The organism is Massilioclostridium coli (assembly GCF_900095865.1).
GTDB classification, from domain to species: Bacteria; Bacillota; Clostridia; order Oscillospirales; family Ruminococcaceae; genus Massilioclostridium; species Massilioclostridium facile.
In genome coordinates, this window is the sequence record NZ_FMIZ01000006.1 from 461,489 (window position 1) to 481,249 (window position 19,761).

A 19,761-nucleotide genomic window follows, 5' to 3' on the forward strand; every position below is an offset into this window, starting at 1 on the left:
TAAATTCTATTTTTCCCTATGTCAACGATTTATTTAGTTATTTTGCACAATTAACAATCTATTGTATTGACATGGTATATCATAAAAAATGTACTGATTGAATCATAAATTATGCTATATTCCTCTAGTTCCTTGTGGTATCCTGTAAGAGGATTTAAATTCCAACTAAATTTGTTGCAAAGGAGAAAGCACAATGAGGAAAAGTAAAAGTACTTTAAAGCGGATTATCGCGGCTTCTATTTGTTTATCCATGTTAGCTGCCGCAACTGTTTCTTCCACTGGAATTGTTTCAGCTGTAGAAACAGATGAATTCGCTCAGAAAATGGAAAACCGGTTTGAAAATCCGGAAATGACCCACAAATTATATGCTCGTTGGTGGATGGCAGAAGGTAGTCACACTGACCAGACGATTATTGAATCTGTCCACGAGTTATATGACGCTGGATTTGGGGGAATTGAATTTGTCACTTTGGATGAGTCCAAATATTTAGACAATGAACGATACGCATGGGGTTCTGAAGAATGGATCCATGACTCCCATCTAGTAGCCAAAACCTGTGCAGAACTGGGGATGGGCTTTAGTATGACAGGTGGTACCCATTGGGCTACTTCTAACCTAGTTAATATCACTCCAGATGAAGATAAAGCTTCTCAGGAGCTGGGCTATAAAACAATTGATTTGGCAGCAGGCGAATCTTTTAACGGTGCATTACCAACCTGTGAATTGCCAGGAGAAACAACCAAACAAACTTTAGTAAAAGTAATCTCCGCGAAAAAAGTGGGCACAAGGCAAATGCAGGTTGGGAACTGTGTGGATGACGCCATTACATTGGATGAAAATTCCTTAACCGATTTAACGGACCAGGTTTCATTCGATGAAAATGGAAACCCATGCTTAAACTATACCGCAACGGATGACGGTACTGTAATCTTCGCATTCTGGAAATACGGTACTAGTGAATCTTATAAACCGGCAACTACCGGAAAATCTTATATGATATCTTTCGATCTAGAAAAGCTTCCTAGCTTTCGTGAGGGAAAAAAGAATAGTACAACAATCATAATAGCGAGTTTTATACGAGCCGAAAAGGGAAATATTGTACGAAAAATAACGAATAAAAATAGGCTCATTTACAAGTGTACGTGTGATGCAACAATATAATTTAGTATCCCTTATAGAGGCTGTGCAATCCACTGATCGAACTGGTGGTCTTGACTGCTTTTAATGAAATAATATTAATTTACAGAGAAAATATAAAATTAGACTACTGTTTGACTGGAAATGATACTTGGAATAACAGTTGTTTTCAACGGCGTTCGTAAATGAGACCTGTAATGCCGTTACTGGTTTGGGTTTTGATTAATTTGAGCGGAAGTGCCTGTTCCATTTGTCCAAAAAGAGGGACTCCTTTTCCCAGAAGGATGGGAATAACCGAGATATAAAATTGGTCAATTAAATTTTCACGAATCAACTGTTGTGCCAGGTTTGCACCACCACAAATCCAGATATTTTTCCCTCTTTGCTGTTTTAACCTGGTGACTAACTCACAGGGATTTTCGTTGACAAACTGGATTTCACTGGTAGATATTAATTTTTTATGGGTTACAACAAAACTAGATATTCCATTATAGACCCATTGATTAGGAGAAAGTTCTGTTACAATTTGATGATAAGTATTCCAACCTAACACAACGGTATCAATAGTTTTCATAAATTCATCATAGTTACTATCCGGTATGGAAGTGGGGTCTTGCCCATTTAACCAATCGACTTGTCCGTTACCATCGGCAATATATCCATCTAAACTAATTGCGATAAATAAAATTACTTTTTTCATAGTGCTACCTCAAATCCATCTACAAGGGAAAATTGCTATTTTACCTAGCATGTCTGGTTATTGCGATGTATATTGCGTTTTGGGCAAAAAAATTCGGCAGAGATTTTTCAATCCCTGCCAGAAATAAAAAAAGAGAAAAAGAGAAAAAGAAAAGAAGATAAGACAAATCAATTAATTGATTTGTTGACTATATCATACCATCTTTTTTTGGTTTATGCAATGTTTCAATTTGACATATTTCTGGTAATATTGTGACATTTCATGACCTGTTTGCGATATTTTCTTTTAAAAAGGGAATATATAGAAATTTATACTATCCATTCTGTAACTATTTTTTCGATATTATTTTTCAATTTGTAAGAACATACAGAATTTTTGCTGTTAACCATTTAGTAATCCGTTTAATAAGAAATAATTTCTACTTTTTCCACAAAATCAGCAATAAAAACAAATTTTAGTTTATCGAATTTATTTTTGTTTTATTCACAACATACCGCCAGTATCTTCTGGCGGTATGTTTATTCTAGTTTATTTGGAAAAGAACAGGTTGATAGCCTTTTTTATAGTCCATGTTGATTTTATGCGGATAAAAAGGTATTGTTTGTCTGTTCGTACCAAACCTGTAGATTCGTTATGAAGGAGCATTTGTTTTTCCGATTAACGAGACTCTTGGATGCGATTGATTCATTTGTTGGAAAATTTTTGGATTAGATCAGGATAATTTAAATCATAGGTATCAATCGTAATTGAAGGAGTCTGTATGGAAACGGTCTTTGTTTACGGATTTTCCTGGGAAAATGTTGTATTTACCAGACGATAAGTTTTATATCCGCCGCTCAGGTTATAAACATCAAAGCCATGTTGCAGCAAAATTCTGGTTGCGATATTCCCCCGCAGACCTACACGGCAGGTGACATAAATTTTTTTATTTGGATCCAGTTCACTGAGACGTTCCCGGAGTTCATCCAGTGGAATATTGATTGCATTTGGGATTGTCCCCATCAAAACTTCTGGTGGAGTGCTTACATCTACAAAAATAGAATTTTCCTGATCAATTTGTGGGATCTGTTCTGCATAGAATACCGGCATTTCCCCTTTTAAAATATTAGCTGCGGTGAATCCCAGCATATTTACAGGGCTTTTAGCGGAGTTAAATGGTGGTGCATAACAAAGTTCTAGTTCCTCCAAATCGTATACGGTTCCCCCAAACTTCATCACAGTGGCGATGACGTCAATCTGTTTTTCCACATTTTCAGCCCCAACAGCTTGTGCCCCAAGGATTTTGCCATCTGGAGCAAACAGCATTTTCATGCTGATCTGGGTTGCACCGGGATAATATGTTGCGTGGGAAAATGGATGCACATAGGTTTTAAGATAGTTCTGATTGGATATAGCCAACTGCTTTTCATTCAAACCAACAGAAGCTGCAATTAGGTCGAATACTTTTACTACAGAACTGCCGTAGGCGATTTTTCCGTTGGTTTGGTGCTGGCCCAATACATTGGCGGCAACACTTCTGCCCTGTCGGTTTGCCGGTCCCGCCAAAGAGATCAACGCCTCTTTCCCACTGACACCATGAGTAACCGCAATGGCATCCCCAACCGCATAAATATCCGGATTGGATGTTTGGAAAAACTCATTTACTTGGATGCTATTGCCCACAGAGAGCTTTAATCCAGCTTGTTGGGCTAAACCGTTTTCTGGTGTTACCCCCATAGCCAGAACTACCATACCGCAATGGATTTGCGACTGATCGGTAAGAGAAACTATCAAACTATGATCGGATTGGGATTCTAATTTGCTGACGCCGGTACCCAATTTTAAATTTACTCCTTTTGAGATGATCTCCTGATGGAGGATATTTGCCATTTCCCGATCCAGTGGTGCCATAATCTGGTTGGTAAATTCCACCAATGTAACCTCCATCCCACGTAAACGGAGATTTTCCGCCATTTCTACCCCGATGAATCCTCCACCTGCCACAACGCAGGAATTTACTTGATTTTTTTGGATATATTCATCAATTTCTAGAGTGTTCCGTACATTGCGTACAGTAAAAATACCTGGTAAGTCAATCCCTTCAATAGAGAATTTTTTAGGGGACGCCCCTGGGGATAGAATCAGCTTATCATAGGTTTCGGTATAACTTTCGCCAGTTAGATGGTTCCTTATCTGGATTACCTTTTCTTGTGGATGGATTTGGGTTACCTCGCTCGATATGCGTACGTCAATGTGGAAACGCTTCCGCAACAGCGCGGGAGGAGTAACAAATACCGCCTTTTTTTTTTTAATTCCCCCGCCAATATAGTATGGCAACCCACAGTTTGCGTAAGAAATATCTTCCCCTTTTTCAAATAAAATAATCTCCGCCTGCTCATCCAAACGGCGTAATTTGGTAGCTGCCCCAGCTCCCCCTGCAACGCCGCCAACAATACATATTTTCATATTTTTCTACCTTGCCCTTTCTATAGGTTGTTGTACTAATTATATTCTATTTTTCCTTTTTGCTCTGTAACTACGTCACATAGCTAAGGAATTATTGTGAGAATACATCATCTTTTTTAAAATTCGGCGTATTGGTAAGCGTCTACTATATAAAACATGAAAAACGAGACAATAGGTTTGCAGGAATTGTTTCTTATAAAATCACTAAATTTTTTATTAAAATTTATCGGTGATAAGGCTGGTATGTTAAAATAAACGAGGCACAAAACATGTAGTACTGGAAATGGATATTTTTAAAAATGTCCAAATCCTATGCAACCGGATTCCTTAAAAACAACAGTTAAAATTGGAACAAAAATAACAATAACGGATATTTTCAATTGTAAAACAATTTAGGGGAAAGTTTTCGATATTCAAACAAGGTTATGATAAATTATTTTTATCATAATTTGAAGTAAAATAGTGTGCATACGCACTTTTTATTAAATAAATGATAGAAAGCAGATGTTTCATATGCTTGATAAGAGAGTTGGAAAACGAATGAAAGAACGCAGGCAAGAACTTGGATTAACATAGGAGCAGTTTGCTGAAAAAGTCGATTTATCCATAAACTATATATCAACGGAGGAACGGGACGTATCCTTTCCACGATGTGAAAGCCTGATTAAAATCATCAATGGACTAAAAACTTCTGCTGATTCCATTGTCTTAGATGTTATCTTATATTCCCGTAACGGCCAGCCATTACAGTTCCCCGAAAAATTTTATATCCTGCCCTTAGCCAAACAAAGAATTATTTTGAATATAATAGATAAAGCAATATAAAGAAAAATAAAAAATTGTCTGTATTCCGCTATTTGTGCTATAATAGATTTTACCAAGGGGAAAACAATGGTAAAACCATATTTCGGGCAAGGTTGGATGAGGAGAATTTATAAAACCATGATTACTGCTGAGATGTTAATTGATTTATTGGAACAAAAAAGGGCGCAGTCTCCACGGGCAAAGGAGGCTTTTCACATGAAACCTTCCATCGAACATGGGGTACAGATATTTACCGAGGCAAATCATTTTCGCGATGGAAGCAATGTAGAGATCACTGTACACCGTACCCCAAAGGATTTACCACAGAATGTACCACCAAACATGCTGCCCCACAAACATGACTTTTATGAGATAGCATATGTGTACCAGGGGGAATTTATCAACGAATTTCCAGATGGCAACAAGCTAGTTGCTACAGACGGTCATTTGATTTTGATGAATCCATATGCGGCACATCTTCCCTACACGGTACATCGTGAGGATATTGTATTTAATATTTTATTGCGGAAATCCTATGTGGAACAGATTTTAGTTAATTTACTTTCTGGTAATAAGTTATTTTTAAATTTCTTTTTGGATAGTATTTATGGACACCATCAAGAAAATAATTATATGATTTTCGCCAATAACCTGGAAATCCAAGATTTGCTATTTAGTTTGATTTTAGAGAACTGTGAGCAAAAATTGTATTATGAACAGGTTGTAGATTCCTATTTTGTGGCGTTATTCGCGATTTTATCCCGGCTGCACCAAACGGAGATTGAACATAACATCCAAAAGTACGTACAAAATAGAACATTAACCGATGTAATTTCTTATATTAAATTAAACTATTCGGATGTAACTCTGGACAAAGTAGCGGAAGCGTTCCATTATTCTACTGGATACCTTTCTCGGTGGATCAAACGGAAGACAGGCTCCAGCTTTTCTGACTTGGTGTCCCAGTATCGCCTAGAGGTGGCAAAACGTTATTTGCAAAACTCTATGCTTCCCATTGAAAAAATTACTGAAATAATTGGATATAGCGACACCAGCTATTTTTATAAATTTTTTAAAAAGCAGTTGGGTATCTCACCTCAGGAATATCGGAAACAGACAGTGGAAAACCAATATCATTAATTACAAGGGCTTATTTTCCAAAGATGGGGAAGATAAGCCCTTGTTTTGGAAAATATTACTTGACAAACTGACTCCAGTTTGCTATACTGCTATATTGTTAGTTGAAACTAACTAACAGGCGTTTGACAACGCTTTGTTTTTCTCACAAAAGTTAGTTAAACCTAACTTAATTAATTTCTTTGTGGTTTATGGAAGGAGGAGCTATGAACCAGAAAACTTTAAAAAACAGCGCTAGGGTGCTTAGCTTTTTGTTGGCGTGCATTTTAGCACTGTGTGCAATCCCATTCACTACTGCTTTCGCCGCCGATGCGGATAAAGAATATATTATCAATGATAGCAGTTTTGACATGGACGATTATTTAGCAGGCGCAGGGGATGCCAATATCATCAAAATCAGCGCTAACTTAACAGGCTTAGGGGAAACTGTAATTCAACAGCCAGTCACCCAACTGTTAGGCTGGACCAAAAACTTTTTTGAGGATGTCCCCTCTGTACGCACCATTAAAGACAAACAGGATGGAACACTCCGTTTTGCCGAAGGCGTTGATGTGTTGGTAAGGGATTTGATATTTGATACCGCACAGCCAGTGGTAGTAGAAAAAGGCGCAAATGTTACCTTTGAAAACTGTACTTTTGTACAAACACCGGTGAACAACGGCACAATCATCTGCGAAGATTGTACTTTTGAAACTGGTAAAATTGAAAACAATGGTTCCGCTTCTTATACCGGTACAACAGAGGAACCGGAAAATATCGCGCAGCCATCCCATACCCCATTGGATATAGAGGTTGCTCCGGATACATTGCCTTACGCAATGGTAGGATCTGCTTATAACCAGCAGCTGGCTGTTACACTATCCGGTACAAACAAAGACAACGCCACTGTACAGGCGCAAATCACGCCAGAAGGTTCTGGTTTGACAGCGAATGTGGCAGGTAACACCGTTGCAATCTCCGGCACACCGGAACAATCCGGCGAATACACTGTTACCATTACCGCGACTGCAGAGGGGGACTCCCCGGTTTCTAAAACAATAGCATTGCAGGCGATTGCGGAAACCGAATATATCATTGACGACAACAGCTATGATTTTAGCGATTATCTGGCTTGGGCTGGCACAGCAACAACCGTTAAAGTCAGCGCTGATTTAACCAGCTTAGGAGAAGCAGTAATTCAGCAGCCAGTATCAAAATTACTTGGCTGGGAAAAGAACTTTTTTGCGGATCAGGCCAAACTGCGTACCATCAAGGATAGCAGTGATGGGACACTCCGTTTTGCTTCCGGCGTCAATGTATTGGTAAAAGACCTGATTTTTAATACAACACAGCCAGTTGTAATAGAGCAAGGGGCAAATGTTACCTTTGAAAACTGTACCTTTGTACAAACACCGGTGAACAATGGCACAATCATCTGCAAAGATTGTACTTTTGAAACTGGTAAAATTGAAAACAATGGTTCCGCAGTATATACAGGAACTACAGTAGAACCTGAAAATATTGGGACAGAACAGCCTTCACACATTGCTTTGGGAATGAACCTGGCCCCAGAAACACTACAAAACGCCATTGTTGGGACAGAATATAACCAAACACTAAATGTGGAACTGTATGGTACCAATAAAGACAATGCCACTGTACAAGCCAGTGTCACACCAGAAGGTTCTGGCATTACCGCGGCTGTTCAGGACAACCAGGTGGTTGTAAGCGGGAAAGCGGGAAAGCCAGGCAGTTATACTGTTTCTGTTATCGCAACCGCGGATGGCGACCAGCCTGTAACCAAAACGGTTTCTTTTGAAGCAAAACAGAACATTTCTGTTTCTTTGGAAGGAACATTGGATGCTGTTACAGTGGGGCAAAGTGGTTATCAAAACTATCTGGATGTTTTTGTAACAGATGAAAACGGTGATCAAGTCAACTACTACGATTACAGCCAGGCTAATCCAAATGCGAAAATCTCAGTATCCCTTTCTCCAGAAGGAAGCGGTATGCGTGCCAGCTATCTGTTTGACAGTGTTGTGGTAAGCGGCACACCAGAAAAACAGGGAATATACCAGGTTTCTGTAACAGTGACCAATGATGTTCAGATAGCAACCAGTAATACCGTTGATTTGAGAATCTACCAAGATGATAAAACTTTACAGGAACGCTTTGATGCCCTGAATCCATCCATCACTTCCTGGGATATTGAACCTTATGAAATTTCCCAAAGCGGCAATGCTGTTGTTCCGATAAATTTAAAGGAAATTTACGGCTCCCATGAATCCGGTTTATACGCCACTTTAGGGAATAATCAGGGTTACGCAACCGATACCCTGACCATTCCAGCAGGATGTGACGTGGTATTTGAAAACATAAAATTCTATAGCAGTATTCAGATCATTGTAGAAAAAGGCGGTTCCTTAACCCTGAAAGATTCTGTGGCTTATGGTGGTGTAGTGGTGAATGGGGGTACTTTCTCAATGTCCAACTACGCTGCATTGGTTGACAGTTTGACCTTAAATGATGGCAGTGTACTGAAAAACGCTACAGTAAATTCCCATGGCCGTTACCTGACCGATGGTTCTGATAAACCGGATGCTCCGGCAGTTGTAATTGTAAATGGGACTGTTACCGCTTTAGGCAATAATACGATTACAGGGGAACCTGGTGATTCTGTCCTGGCTGGACAGGATGCATTGGTTGTAAACGGTGAACTGGTAATCCCAGAAGGTTCTGTGTTGACAGCACAGGGCGGCGGAGATTACGCTCCAGCACGTGTTGGCGGAAATGGTGTTGTATTGAATAATGGGGAAGTTTCTGGACAAGGCAAATTGGTTGCTTTGGGCGGCCATGGCTATGAAGGAGATGGCGGAGATGGTATTACCGGTGTAGGCACTATTTCTGTAGCGCATCTGGAAAGTATCGGCGGTGATGCAAAATCCCTCTTTAATGATCCAAAACAGGGTGGCGATGCCATTGGTTCCAAAGTAATCGTGACTACCGAGGATTATGTTTTAAAAGGTGGTGCTGGGAATCCAGCGGGTTCCGCTGAAATCACACCAGTTACTGCAAATAAATCTATTTTGAATCAAGTCATTGAATATGCTGAAGCGCAAAAAGCTTCTCCAGAGTTTAACAAGGTAATTGCAGACGTTCAAAAAACCTTTAACGCAGCATTGGAACAAGCCAAAGCAGTGGCGGATAACAATGCTGCAACCCAAAAGGAAGTAGATACAGCCTGGCAAGCGTTGTTAAACGAAATCCACAAACTGGGCTTTGTCAAAGGGGATGTTACCTCTTTAGAAAAACTGGTTGAAACCGCAAAAGGGTTTGACTTAAGCAAATACGTAGAAGCAGGCCAGGCGGAATTAAAAGAAGCATTGGCTGCGGCGAAAGATTTGCTTGCGGATAAGGACAACGCGATGGAACAGGAAATCCAACCAGTGGAGGAGAACCTGTTAAATGCAATGTTAAATTTAAGGTTAAAGGCGGACAAATCCATTTTGGAATCTACGGTATCACAGGCAAACAATATAGAGGCAAACCTCTATACCCAGGAAAGCTATCAGGCATTAAAAACAGCTGTTGCAGCAGCAAACGCGGTGCTGGCGGATGACAGCGCAACACAGAAACAGGTGGATGCGGCTGTTGATGCGGTAAAAGCAGCGATGAATGGTTTGGTAGCGGTTGATAATGGAGAATCCACCAAACAGAATAATGCTGTGCAGGGAACCCAGACCGGTCAAGTAACAACCAGCAACAATGCTGTAAAATCAGTAAAAACTGGTGATGTAGTACCAGCTGTGGGTATCGCAGTATTAGCATTGGCATCTGCGGCAGTAGTAGCTCTCCGCAAAAAGGAAACCAACTAATTTGATATCCTCAATACCAATATCCTTTGGTCAGAACCCTCTGCAGTTGCGGGGGGTTCTGATATTTTTCTTTTTCTATTAGGATAAAACAGCTTTATCGCGGATAATAAGTTGACAAAGGGGAGATATTCCGATATAATAAGGTAAGAAAAGTATCGTAATAAAACGAAGTGAAATATCGGATGATATTTTTGCTGCGTTGCGAAGTACATTGTACCAAAAAGGGCGGAGCCCAATAAAAAAACTGGCTGAGATGAGAAAAACCAACATGCCAATCCCAATAGAGAGGGGCCGTTGCTGGAAGTGCCCTGGTGATTGTAGTTGGAGGCCAACTCGGAGCCTATACGTCAAAAAAACGTATCGTATTCCCTGCGTTAAAGGAGAATCAAAGTGGCTGTACAAGGATGTGCAGCAATTTGGGTGGTACCACGGAAACAGCAAGTTCTCGTCCCATAGGCGGCGAGAGCTTTTTTTATTTGTTTTTGGTACGGCCTTTGTAGTAAAAACAGAAATAGATAGGAGGAACAAATCCAATGAAATGGATGGGTTTAAATGAATTAAGGGAAAAATACCTGAGCTTTTTTGAGAAAAAAGGCCACTTAAGGTTAAAAAGCTTCCCTCTGGTACCACAAGGGGATAACAGTTTGCTATTGATTAACTCCGGCATGGCGCCAATGAAAAAATGGTTTTTAGGGCAGGAAACCCCGCCAAAAAATCGTGTAACAACCTGCCAAAAATGTATCCGTACCCCGGATATTGAAAATGTAGGGAAAACTGCCCGTCACGGTACCTTTTTTGAAATGTTGGGCAACTTCTCTTTTGGCGATTACTTTAAAGAAGAAGCAACCGAGTGGGCGTGGGAATTTGTTACCAAAGAACTGGAACTCCCCATTGACCGCATCTGGGTTTCTATTTATGAGGACGATGATGAAGCGTTTGAAATTTGGACAAAACACCGTGGTGTAAACCCTGATCATATTGTACGCTTTGGGAAAGAGGATAATTTCTGGGAAATTGGTTCCGGTCCATGCGGTCCATGTTCTGAATTGTACTTTGACCGTGGTGTGGAAAAAGGATGTGGCAAACCAGACTGTAAAGTTGGCTGTGAATGCGACCGATTTGTAGAATTCTGGAACCTGGTATTCTCCCAGTTCAACAGCGATGGGGAAGGCAATTATGAACCAATGGAACATCCAAACATTGATACTGGTATGGGGCTGGAACGTCTAGCTTGCATTATGCAGGAAGTAGACAACCTGTTTGAAGTAGATACTGTTCAGAATATCATGAAACATATCAGCCAGATTGCTGGCGTAACCTATAAGGAAAATCCACAGACGGATGTTTCCCTCCGTGTTATTACTGACCATATCCGTAGCACTACCTTTATGATTGCGGATGGGGTAATCCCTTCCAATGAAGGTCGTGGCTACGTACTTCGCCGTTTGCTCCGTCGTGCTGCCCGTAATGGTAAAATGATTGGAATCCAAAAACCATTCCTGTATCAGGTAGTTGACACTGTTATTAAAGAAAACCAGCCAGCTTATCCAGAACTGTTGGAAAATGCGGATTATATCAAAAAGATTGTAAAAGCAGAAGAAGAAAACTTTGCTTCTACTATTAATAAAGGTTTGAATTTATTGTATGATATGATTGATAATATTGATTCTTCCATGGAACAGAGGATGCTTTCCGGGGATCAGGCGTTTAAATTGTATGATACGTATGGTTTCCCTCTGGATTTAATCAAAGAAGTAATTGAAGAACAAAATATCGCTATTGATGAAGAACGGTTTATGGAACTGATGAACGCCCAAAAAGAAGCTGCTAGAAAGAACGCAACGGCAAATGATGTGGCATGGGATGAAAATGAACTGGTGTTCACCGATGATGCTACTGAATTTTTAGGATATAGCATGTACGAATGTGACGCTACCCTAAAACACATTGTTGTGGATGGTAAAGAAGTGGAAACTGCGTCCGAAGGGCAGCAAGTAACACTGGTATTTGACGTGACTCCATTCTATGCGGAAAGTGGTGGACAGGTTGGCGACCGTGGCGTATTTGTGTATGGCGATAATATTGTGAATGTCACCGACTGTAAAAAAGCGAAATCCGGGCATTTTCTCCATTCTGGTGTTGTGATGGCTGGAAGCATCTCCCATGGGATGAACGGCCATCTGGCAATTGACGAAAAACGCCGTCAGGCGATTGCCCGCAACCATACTGCGGCACACTTGCTGCAAAAGGCTTTACGTGATGTTTTAGGCAGTCATGTCCATCAAGCTGGCCAGCTAGTAGACGACCAGCGGGTTCGATTTGACTTTAACCACTTTGAGCCAATGACCCCACAGGAAATCGCTGATGTAGAAGCAGCAGTAAACGAACAGATCTTGAATGCATTGGATGTCAATGTACAGGAAATGAAAATTGAAGAAGCAAAACAACTGGGCGCAATGGCGCTGTTCGGCGAAAAATACGGCGATGTTGTGCGTGTTGTGGACGCTTCCGGCTATTCGATTGAGTTCTGTGGTGGTACCCATGTGGATAATACTTCTAAATTAGGGCTGTTTAAAATTATCAGTGAAAGCTCTGCCGCTGCTGGTATCCGCCGTATTGAGGCTACTACTGGTACCGGTGTATTGAATATGATTCACGAAAATCACTTAATGATTGCTACTACCTGTTCTGTGTTAAAACTGACCAACCCTCATGAATTGCCATCCAGATGTAAAAACTTGATGGACGAGCTAAAGGAAAAAGACCATAAAATTGATGAGATGACACAAAAACTGGCTTCTTATCGGTTTGAGGAAGTATTGGATTCCGCCTTGGAAGTAAACGGAATACAGGTAATCTCCGCAAGCTTTAACGGGTTAAATACCCAGTCCCTCCGTGCTCTGGGGGACCGTGTGAAAGAACGGACCAATGTAGTGGCTGTCTTTGCTAGCATTGCGGAAGGAAAAGGAACAATGCTTGCTGTATGTGGAAAAGAAGCGGTAGAACGTGGCGCCCATGCCGGAAACATTGTCCGTGAGGTTTCTGCCCTAGCTGGCGGGAAAGGTGGCGGACGACCAGATAGTGCGATGGCTGGCGTCAATGAAATATTTAAAATTGATGAAGCTTTGGCTCAGCTTCCTTCTGTTGTGCAGAAGTTTGTGAAATAGGAGGCGTCTTATGGATTGTTTATTCTGTAAAATTGTTGCAGGTGAAATTCCATCCAAAAAGCTGTATGAGGATGACCAGGTGTTGGCGTTTTATGATGTTGACCCCCAGGCTCCAGTTCATTTTTTGGTGATTCCAAAAGAACATATTGCTTGTGCAAGTGAAATTACACCGGAAAATTCCCAGATTATCGCCCATATTTTTGAGGTGATCGCGAATCTAGTGAGCACGTTAAAACTGGCGGATGGCTACCGCATTGTCAACAACTGTGGCGTACAGGGCGGCCAGTCTGTTCCACATCTGCATTTCCATGTTCTTGGTGGCAGGGATATGTCTTGGCCTCCAGGCTGATTGGCATAAGAATAAGTTTGAATTCCCGACAAGTAGCATTATTTGTCGGGATTCCATTGAATTGGAGGATTTTATATGGCAAACGAGTATTATTCTTTAACGGTAGCGGGCTTACAGCGTCAGCTCCCTATTTGCCCGTTAAATGATAAATTGTCCATTGCAGGGTTTATTATGTTCTCTGATGTGGAACTGACAATAGCCTGTGCGGAAGAATTATTGAAAAAATGTCCGGAAGCAGATTACATTGTGACTGCGGAATCCAAAGGAATCCCACTGGCATATGAAATGTCCCGCCAGTCCGGCATCCCTTATTTGCTTGCCCGTAAATCGGTGAAACTATATATGCGGGCGCCCATTCATGAAACGGTAAAATCCATTACAACGGCGAATGAACAGACTTTGTACTTAGATGGACAGGATGCCGAAAAGATGAAGGGTAAACGGGTTTTGATTGTGGACGACGTGATTAGTACTGGAGAATCTTTGCGGACACTAGAACACTTGGTGAACTCCGCAGAAGGGAAAATTGTAGGAAGAGCCACCGTGTTGGCGGAAGGGGATTCCGCTGACCGTGACGATATTATTTTCCTGGAAAAGCTCCCATTGTTTACAAGCGATGGTACACCAATTGAATAAAACATTCAGTATAAAAAATAAGGCTTGAACCAGATTGCTCTGATTCAAGCCTTATTTTTTATCATTGATTAGTTGGGAAAGCAGCCAATGAAGTAAATCCTTATCAAAGGGAATCGTAGAAGCGAAATATAAAAGGAAATATTGTGTATTTATAGATAACACAACAAAGTGATACAGAAATATTCCACGTACCCGTCAATTATAGAGCCCTATAGAATCTATTCAAGCTATTAACTTACATGATTATCCTAGATTTTCAGATTTCAAAGCGCCATCTAAAAGGATGGTTTGTTATTATTTCTGAATTCTGTCCGATCAGAAATCTTTCCTAACCTTACTAACCTCGCCGCTATTGCGCCATTTGTCCGTTTGAAATAGTCGCAAATTTCTTTTGTTGTTCGGTTTTGGTCGAACATATCGCAAAGTAGTTGCTCTTCTTCTTCTGACCATGGAGCACCATCATTTTCTGGTTTTTCACGATGCTGTTTTCCACGGGATAATTCCATTAAAACCATATAAATTGCCCGTATTATTTCTGGTTGGTTGCATATGTGGTCCTCTGGTAATACTTCGCCAGTTAGGGGGTCCACACCATCCGCTAAGCTTTTTAAAATCCCTTTTGCGCCATTTAGATCCATTTTTTCATCTCCTTGGAATAGTTTAGTAGATATTTACATTATAAACCAATTCAGAAATGAATTCAACAAATTTTGACAAATTAATCGTAAAAAAGGGTGAGCCACACCCGTTTATTTTGTTGTTTGGCATACTGGATGGTTTTTTCTGTCCCTCCTGGGGTGCCATTCCAGATTGCTAGGATGATGTCAGCGTGGTCAACCATATACTGGTTTCTTTTTAGCATGCAATTGGAGGTGTAGTATTTTTGCAACACAGTTTGTGTATCGCATTGGGATAAAATCATTTCATACCGATTTTGCAATGATTTTGACCAGCGTTTCGATTGGGATTCACAGGGGATGGCACACTCCAGTTGAATGTGAGGGTAGTTTTGTTTTAGTTGCAGCACAATTTCAGCGGCAAACAAATCCACCCCCAATGCCATTCCAGTAATAAAGTATGTTACGTTTTGTTGGGTAATCAAATATTCAATGCGTTCTCGCAATATCTTTTTTAGGTTCTTACATCTATCATCTTGTTCGTTAAAACCAAACGAAAATTTTTGTGGTCGATGCCCGGTAAAACAACATGTAAGGATTTGTTCCATGTCAATCCCCTTTTATCATCAGTTCTACAAGGTTTAAAATGCGTTTTTGTTCTTCTATTGGTAGAGTATGTAATTCTTCAGAAAGTTTAGAGGATTGATAGTTATTGGAATATAGAAGGACATCAGAAAAAATAGCGTCAGCAGAGGTTTCCAGTCCATTTAGAATTTTAATCAGGTTTTCACATCGTGGAAAGGATGCGCCCCGTTCCACCGTGGAAATATAGTTTGTAGTTAAACCCACCTTTTCCGCAAACTGTTCTTGCGTTAATCCAAGTTGTTCCCTGCGCTCTTTGATGCGCTTGCCAATCCGTTTATCAATCATATTGCCTAACCCTTATCTATTGATTCTCATTCGCTTATCACTAGTATAAACAAAATCTGGGTTGCAATACAGATACGCTCCTGCAAAGAATCGGTATTAGCGTATGGGTAAAAGGATATTTTTTCTAATTTTTTTGGGCAAAAAAAGAAAACGCCTGCTGTCCACAGGCGTTATTTTTCAGGTTGTCCCATCTGAATGTTGGATAAACTGCTTTCATATTCCCTTTGTAAGGCAATATATTTTTGATATTCTTGTTTGTATTTTATTTTGGTTTTCCGATAGGGAAAAATCAGTATCAGGATTAAAATGCTTCCAATCACGCCATCAACAATGAAGATTTGCTTCATAATAGAGGAAATTTCATTTTGTTTTTTTTCTAATTGAAAGATAGTAGTGTTTCCTTTTTGTATTTTATTCCAATATTTTGTCCGAAATATTCCGCGTTTTTGATATTCAACTTTGATCGTTGAACCAGGAGTAATCTCTTTTAAAAACATTTCACGGGTAATATTTTTTGGACTTTCACTCATATAAAAGTCGTTTTCTGTAATAATATTATAGGTTGTAGTCCAGCCAATGCGAGAAAATATATAGGGTTCTTTTACAGTAATAGTGTCTGTCTGGTAAGGGGAAAAATAGATTGAATTGGATAGAACAAAGCAACACCATACAATGATAACGATGATTCCGATTAATTCAATTCGTTTGATAAAACGCAGTGTAGAAAAAAGGCTATCGCATTTCTTTTTCTGGTCGTGTACTGGGCGCAACGCCTGGTAGTTCTGTTTTTGCTTTAACTTTTTCTCTCTTATTTTTTTGGACGCCATTTTCTTCTTTCTCTTTCTATTGTTTTTCATACAAATAATTGACAACTGCCAATAAACTGGTTATAATAAAGTTAGAAAAGGCATTACCGGATAGACGGTTTGCCCCAGTATTTTTAAGTTAAAAAGATAATCGCTGGGGAATGTGGGCGGTTATCTTTTTTTATTGCTATGTAGAATACGATCAATCAGCAATAACAATATTGCGAACATAACCAGATATTCTATGGGCAACACCCCATTTCTGGGGCAAGATTCAACCGCCTACCGTTTTACAGGTAATGTCTTACGACAAATTATAACAAATTTTTACTGCCAATGCAATACAGGAAACAGATTGATTCCAAAGGAACACAGTTGGTCTGTTTGTGTGGGGCATGATTGGATAGGCGATTGATCCCATTGTTGATCGGTGAAAAAGATAGCCGCTACATCTGAACTGTAGCGGCGTCTTTTTTGCTACATAGAATAGGATGAGTTGAGGATACTGCCAGATATTCTACGGGCAAGTTCATTTCTAAAGCAAGCTCAAACTTGCCCGCTGTTTGTAAGAATATCTTATAATAAACCAATAAAATACCACATAATTCTCATACCATACTATATTATTTTGAAATTTTCTGTGTTTGTTTTATATTTCCCTACATGATCCATTTTATTGTTTATAGAACCAAAGTTATTTTTATTGCAAAAAGGCCTGATGCATGCATCAGGCCTTTTTGTGGAAAATAGTTAGAGAATTGAAACAATGAAATATAAAAATAAAGGTTGATTGTAATATAAATATTATATATGAGTCCATATCAGGGTAAATGTGGTTCCTTTTCCCATTGTACTGGTCACCTTAACATCCGCGCCCAAATAGGCGGCGCCGTGTTTTACAATGGACAAGCCCAATCCCGTTCCCCCAATTTCTTTGGAATGGCTTTTATCCACACGGTAAAACCGTTCAAAAATACGCTGCTGGTCGGATACCGGAATTCCAATACCAGTATCCTTTACCGCAATACTTGTTATCTCATCTGTTTGTTGAATGATAACCTGTACAGATCCACCCCGATTATTATATTTAATAGCGTTGTCGCAAAGGTTATAAATTACTTCTTCAAAAATTGGCTTTACAATCTCTAATGTAGCGGAACTTTGTTCGATACAGAGCCGTACATCCATTTTTTCTGCCGCTGGAGTAAGACGGTCTAAAATTTCTTTTGCTGTTTTGTAAAGGTCCACCGTTTCTTTTTCGTATGGTAGAACACTTTCATCCAACTGAGAAATTTTTATAATATCACTTACCAATGTGATTAAACGTTGTGATTCTGTAAAAATCCGTTCTGCAAATTTTGGGATATCCTCTGGTAACACAAGGCCATTTTGAATGATTTCCGCAAACCCTGAAATAGAAGTCAGTGGTGTTTTTAATTCATGGGAAATATTTGCGGTAAACTCATTCCGCAGCTGTTCCCTCTGCATTTTCTCGGTAATATCAATTAGAAGAAGAACAGCCCCCTCTATTTCGTCATGATGGAAAACAGGGTTCCCAGTCAACCGATAAAACAAATCGTTTATCTGCAAAACAGCTTCTGTCCGTTCCCCAGACAGTGCTTTGTTCACCACTTGGCGGAACGGTTCACTGCGGTTTAAAATAAAGATGCTGCCCTGTGGTTTGGTTTCTTTTGCCCCTAGCAACTGCAACGCGCTGTTGTTATAAGAAAGGAGTTCTGTCTGTTTGTCAATTACCAGCAGCCCTTCTTCCATATGATTAGTAATCAAGGAGAATTCTTCCTGTTGACGTTTAGCTTTGGATAGTTGGCTGCGTATGGTTCGTTTTTGACGGCTGATTTTCGTTAACAATGGGGCAATTTCTTCATAGGGTTCATTGATGTCTGGATTATTCAAGTCCAGCTTATTTAATGGTTCCACAATTTTTTTAGATGCACGGAAAGAGAAAATGGTTGCCAGTAATACAATCAAGGCGAATACCCATAAAATTGGTTGGATTAGATTGAGCAGCAAGGTAGCCACATTATATTGTGTGCTGGATACACGTAAAATCTGGCCGTTGGAGAGTTTTAAAGCATAATAGATATTTTTATGGCCTAAGGTATTGGATTGCCGAACAGCTTTTCCTGATCCATTTTCTCGTGCTTCTTGCACTTCTTCTCTGGTATTGTGGTTTTCCATGGTTGCTGGATTGGAAGAGGTATCATATAGTACGGTACCATCCGTATCTATAATTGTAATCCGCTCTTTCCCCTCTGGAAGGTCATCTAGAGCCGAAATCCCTTCATGTTCTACGGCAATGGAAAGATAATAGGCCGAATTTTCTAGTTCCCGCATTAGTTGGTTGTCAAAATATTGATATAAAATTCCAATAACAAAGGCAAGGCCTACAAAACAGGAAGCAATGGAAACCAATAAAATAGAGCGAAAAATCCGTTTTGTCATTTGTCCACATCCTCTATTTTATAGCCTATCCCCCGCACTGTTTTAATCAGGCTACCAGCTTCGCCTAATTTTTGCCGTAACGTACGGATATGGACGTCAATCGTACGGCTCTCCCCGTCAAACTCATAACCCCAAATGCGATCCAACAGCTGGGATCGAGTAAGCACTGTACCTCGTTCCGCCAATAACAGGCAAAGTAACTCAAACTCTTTTAGCGTTAATGTGATGTTATTTCCATCCACAGTCACAATATGGCGAGATGGGCAAACATATAAATTCTCAATTTGATATTCCTCTATGGCAGCCTCTTCATCGCCAGCGCGACGTAGGGTAGCGCGGATACGGGAAAGCAGTTCCATCATACGGAATGGCTTTGGAATATAGTCATCCGCACCACTATCTAATCCACGGACAGTATCATATTCGCTTCCCTTCGCGGTAAGCATAATAACCGGAAGCCGTTTTGTCATAGATGAAGTGCGTATTTTTTTTAGGATGCTAAACCCATCTTCCTCTGGCAACATAATATCCAGCAAGACTAAATCTGGAACACTTTTCTGCATCGCCTCCCAAAATTCACTGGGTTTGGAAAACCCTTGGGCTTCTAGGCCCTGAGTATTTAAGGTATAGGTAACTAGTTCGCGGATGCTTTCATCGTCTTCTAAACAGTAAATCAATTGTTATCGCCTCTTTTCCGCCTTTTATTGTAACATAA

At 40.1% G+C, this 19,761-nt stretch carries 14 protein-coding genes; 6 read left to right on the forward strand and 8 right to left on the reverse strand.

Going from position 1 to position 19,761, the window contains the following annotated elements:
- Positions 1–193 precede the first annotated feature (193 nt).
- Positions 194–1,162 carry a hypothetical protein gene (locus BQ2683_RS04360; RefSeq protein ID WP_069987534.1) on the forward strand — a complete coding sequence of 323 codons (969 nt, stop codon included), beginning with the start codon at positions 194–196 and terminating at the stop codon, positions 1,160–1,162.
- 145 nt (positions 1,163–1,307) lie between these two features.
- Here the strand turns inward: BQ2683_RS04360 and BQ2683_RS04365 are convergent, their stop codons facing one another.
- On the reverse strand, positions 1,308–1,838 hold the full coding sequence (locus tag BQ2683_RS04365; RefSeq protein ID WP_069987535.1) for a dihydrofolate reductase family protein: 531 nt from the start codon (positions 1,836–1,838) through the stop codon (positions 1,308–1,310).
- A gap of 777 nt (positions 1,839–2,615) precedes the next feature.
- Entirely contained in the window at positions 2,616–4,283 is a 1,668-nt protein-coding gene (locus BQ2683_RS04370) for an FAD-dependent oxidoreductase (RefSeq protein WP_069987536.1), read from the reverse strand.
- A gap of 891 nt (positions 4,284–5,174) precedes the next feature.
- Here BQ2683_RS04370 and BQ2683_RS04375 point away from each other — a divergent pair.
- From BQ2683_RS04375 to BQ2683_RS04400, 5 genes are all read left to right on the forward strand, one after another.
- Complete coding sequence (locus BQ2683_RS04375) at positions 5,175–6,227, forward strand: AraC family transcriptional regulator (protein ID WP_069987537.1); 1,053 nt, start codon at positions 5,175–5,177, stop codon at positions 6,225–6,227.
- Positions 6,228–6,430: 203 nt separating this feature from the next.
- Positions 6,431–10,078 carry a putative Ig domain-containing protein gene (locus BQ2683_RS04380; protein ID WP_069987538.1) on the forward strand — a complete coding sequence of 1,216 codons (3,648 nt, stop codon included), beginning with the start codon at positions 6,431–6,433 and terminating at the stop codon, positions 10,076–10,078.
- A gap of 533 nt (positions 10,079–10,611) precedes the next feature.
- Positions 10,612–13,245 (forward strand): alanine--tRNA ligase, encoded by a 2,634-nt coding sequence (alaS, locus tag BQ2683_RS04390; protein ID WP_069987540.1) that lies wholly within the window; start codon positions 10,612–10,614, stop codon positions 13,243–13,245.
- Positions 13,246–13,255: 10 nt separating this feature from the next.
- Entirely contained in the window at positions 13,256–13,594 is a 339-nt protein-coding gene (locus BQ2683_RS04395; RefSeq protein WP_069987541.1) for a histidine triad nucleotide-binding protein, read from the forward strand.
- A 75-nt stretch (positions 13,595–13,669) separates the two neighbouring features.
- The gene (locus tag BQ2683_RS04400; RefSeq protein WP_069987542.1) at positions 13,670–14,230 is read left to right on the forward strand and encodes a phosphoribosyltransferase family protein; all 561 of its coding nucleotides are present in this window, start codon (positions 13,670–13,672) and stop codon (positions 14,228–14,230) included.
- A 275-nt stretch (positions 14,231–14,505) separates the two neighbouring features.
- On the opposite strand, the gene BQ2683_RS04405 is transcribed toward BQ2683_RS04400, so the two are convergent.
- The 6 genes from BQ2683_RS04405 to BQ2683_RS04430 all read right to left on the reverse strand — a co-directional run bounded on the left by BQ2683_RS04405 (position 14,506) and on the right by BQ2683_RS04430 (position 19,723).
- On the reverse strand, positions 14,506–14,868 hold the full coding sequence (locus tag BQ2683_RS04405) for a hypothetical protein (RefSeq protein WP_069987543.1): 363 nt from the start codon (positions 14,866–14,868) through the stop codon (positions 14,506–14,508).
- Positions 14,869–14,948: 80 nt separating this feature from the next.
- Positions 14,949–15,455, reverse strand: coding sequence for an SLOG family protein (locus tag BQ2683_RS04410; protein ID WP_069987544.1), 507 nt, complete (start codon positions 15,453–15,455; stop codon positions 14,949–14,951).
- A gap of 1 nt (position 15,456) precedes the next feature.
- On the reverse strand, positions 15,457–15,777 hold the full coding sequence (locus BQ2683_RS04415; RefSeq protein WP_069987545.1) for a helix-turn-helix domain-containing protein: 321 nt from the start codon (positions 15,775–15,777) through the stop codon (positions 15,457–15,459).
- 170 nt (positions 15,778–15,947) lie between these two features.
- A complete protein-coding gene (locus tag BQ2683_RS04420) occupies positions 15,948–16,604 on the reverse strand; it encodes a hypothetical protein (protein ID WP_069987546.1) in 657 nt (218 codons plus the stop codon).
- Between the two features lie 783 nt (positions 16,605–17,387).
- Positions 17,388–19,046: a sensor histidine kinase gene (locus BQ2683_RS04425; RefSeq protein ID WP_069987547.1), complete on the reverse strand. Its 1,659-nt coding sequence runs from the start codon at positions 19,044–19,046 to the stop codon at positions 17,388–17,390.
- The gene (locus BQ2683_RS04430; protein ID WP_069987548.1) at positions 19,043–19,723 is read right to left on the reverse strand and encodes a response regulator transcription factor; all 681 of its coding nucleotides are present in this window, start codon (positions 19,721–19,723) and stop codon (positions 19,043–19,045) included. The genes BQ2683_RS04425 and BQ2683_RS04430 overlap by 4 nt, the downstream gene beginning before the upstream one ends.
- Positions 19,724–19,761: the final 38 nt, after the last annotated feature.

What these genes read in the sequence shown, in the direction of transcription:
- BQ2683_RS04360 (WP_069987534.1), top strand. Translation starts at nt 194, where the DNA reads ATGAGGAAAAGTAAAAGTACTTTAAAGCGGATTATCGCGGCTTCTATT.
- BQ2683_RS04365 (WP_069987535.1), bottom strand. Translation starts at nt 1,838, where the DNA reads ATGAAAAAAGTAATTTTATTTATCGCAATTAGTTTAGATGGATATATT.
- BQ2683_RS04370 (WP_069987536.1), bottom strand. Translation starts at nt 4,283, where the DNA reads ATGAAAATATGTATTGTTGGCGGCGTTGCAGGGGGAGCTGGGGCAGCT.
- BQ2683_RS04375 (WP_069987537.1), top strand. Translation starts at nt 5,175, where the DNA reads ATGGTAAAACCATATTTCGGGCAAGGTTGGATGAGGAGAATTTATAAA.
- BQ2683_RS04380 (WP_069987538.1), top strand. Translation starts at nt 6,431, where the DNA reads ATGAACCAGAAAACTTTAAAAAACAGCGCTAGGGTGCTTAGCTTTTTG.
- alaS (WP_069987540.1), top strand. Translation starts at nt 10,612, where the DNA reads ATGAAATGGATGGGTTTAAATGAATTAAGGGAAAAATACCTGAGCTTT.
- BQ2683_RS04395 (WP_069987541.1), top strand. Translation starts at nt 13,256, where the DNA reads ATGGATTGTTTATTCTGTAAAATTGTTGCAGGTGAAATTCCATCCAAA.
- BQ2683_RS04400 (WP_069987542.1), top strand. Translation starts at nt 13,670, where the DNA reads ATGGCAAACGAGTATTATTCTTTAACGGTAGCGGGCTTACAGCGTCAG.
- BQ2683_RS04405 (WP_069987543.1), bottom strand. Translation starts at nt 14,868, where the DNA reads ATGGATCTAAATGGCGCAAAAGGGATTTTAAAAAGCTTAGCGGATGGT.
- BQ2683_RS04410 (WP_069987544.1), bottom strand. Translation starts at nt 15,455, where the DNA reads ATGGAACAAATCCTTACATGTTGTTTTACCGGGCATCGACCACAAAAA.
- BQ2683_RS04415 (WP_069987545.1), bottom strand. Translation starts at nt 15,777, where the DNA reads ATGATTGATAAACGGATTGGCAAGCGCATCAAAGAGCGCAGGGAACAA.
- BQ2683_RS04420 (WP_069987546.1), bottom strand. Translation starts at nt 16,604, where the DNA reads ATGGCGTCCAAAAAAATAAGAGAGAAAAAGTTAAAGCAAAAACAGAAC.
- BQ2683_RS04425 (WP_069987547.1), bottom strand. Translation starts at nt 19,046, where the DNA reads ATGACAAAACGGATTTTTCGCTCTATTTTATTGGTTTCCATTGCTTCC.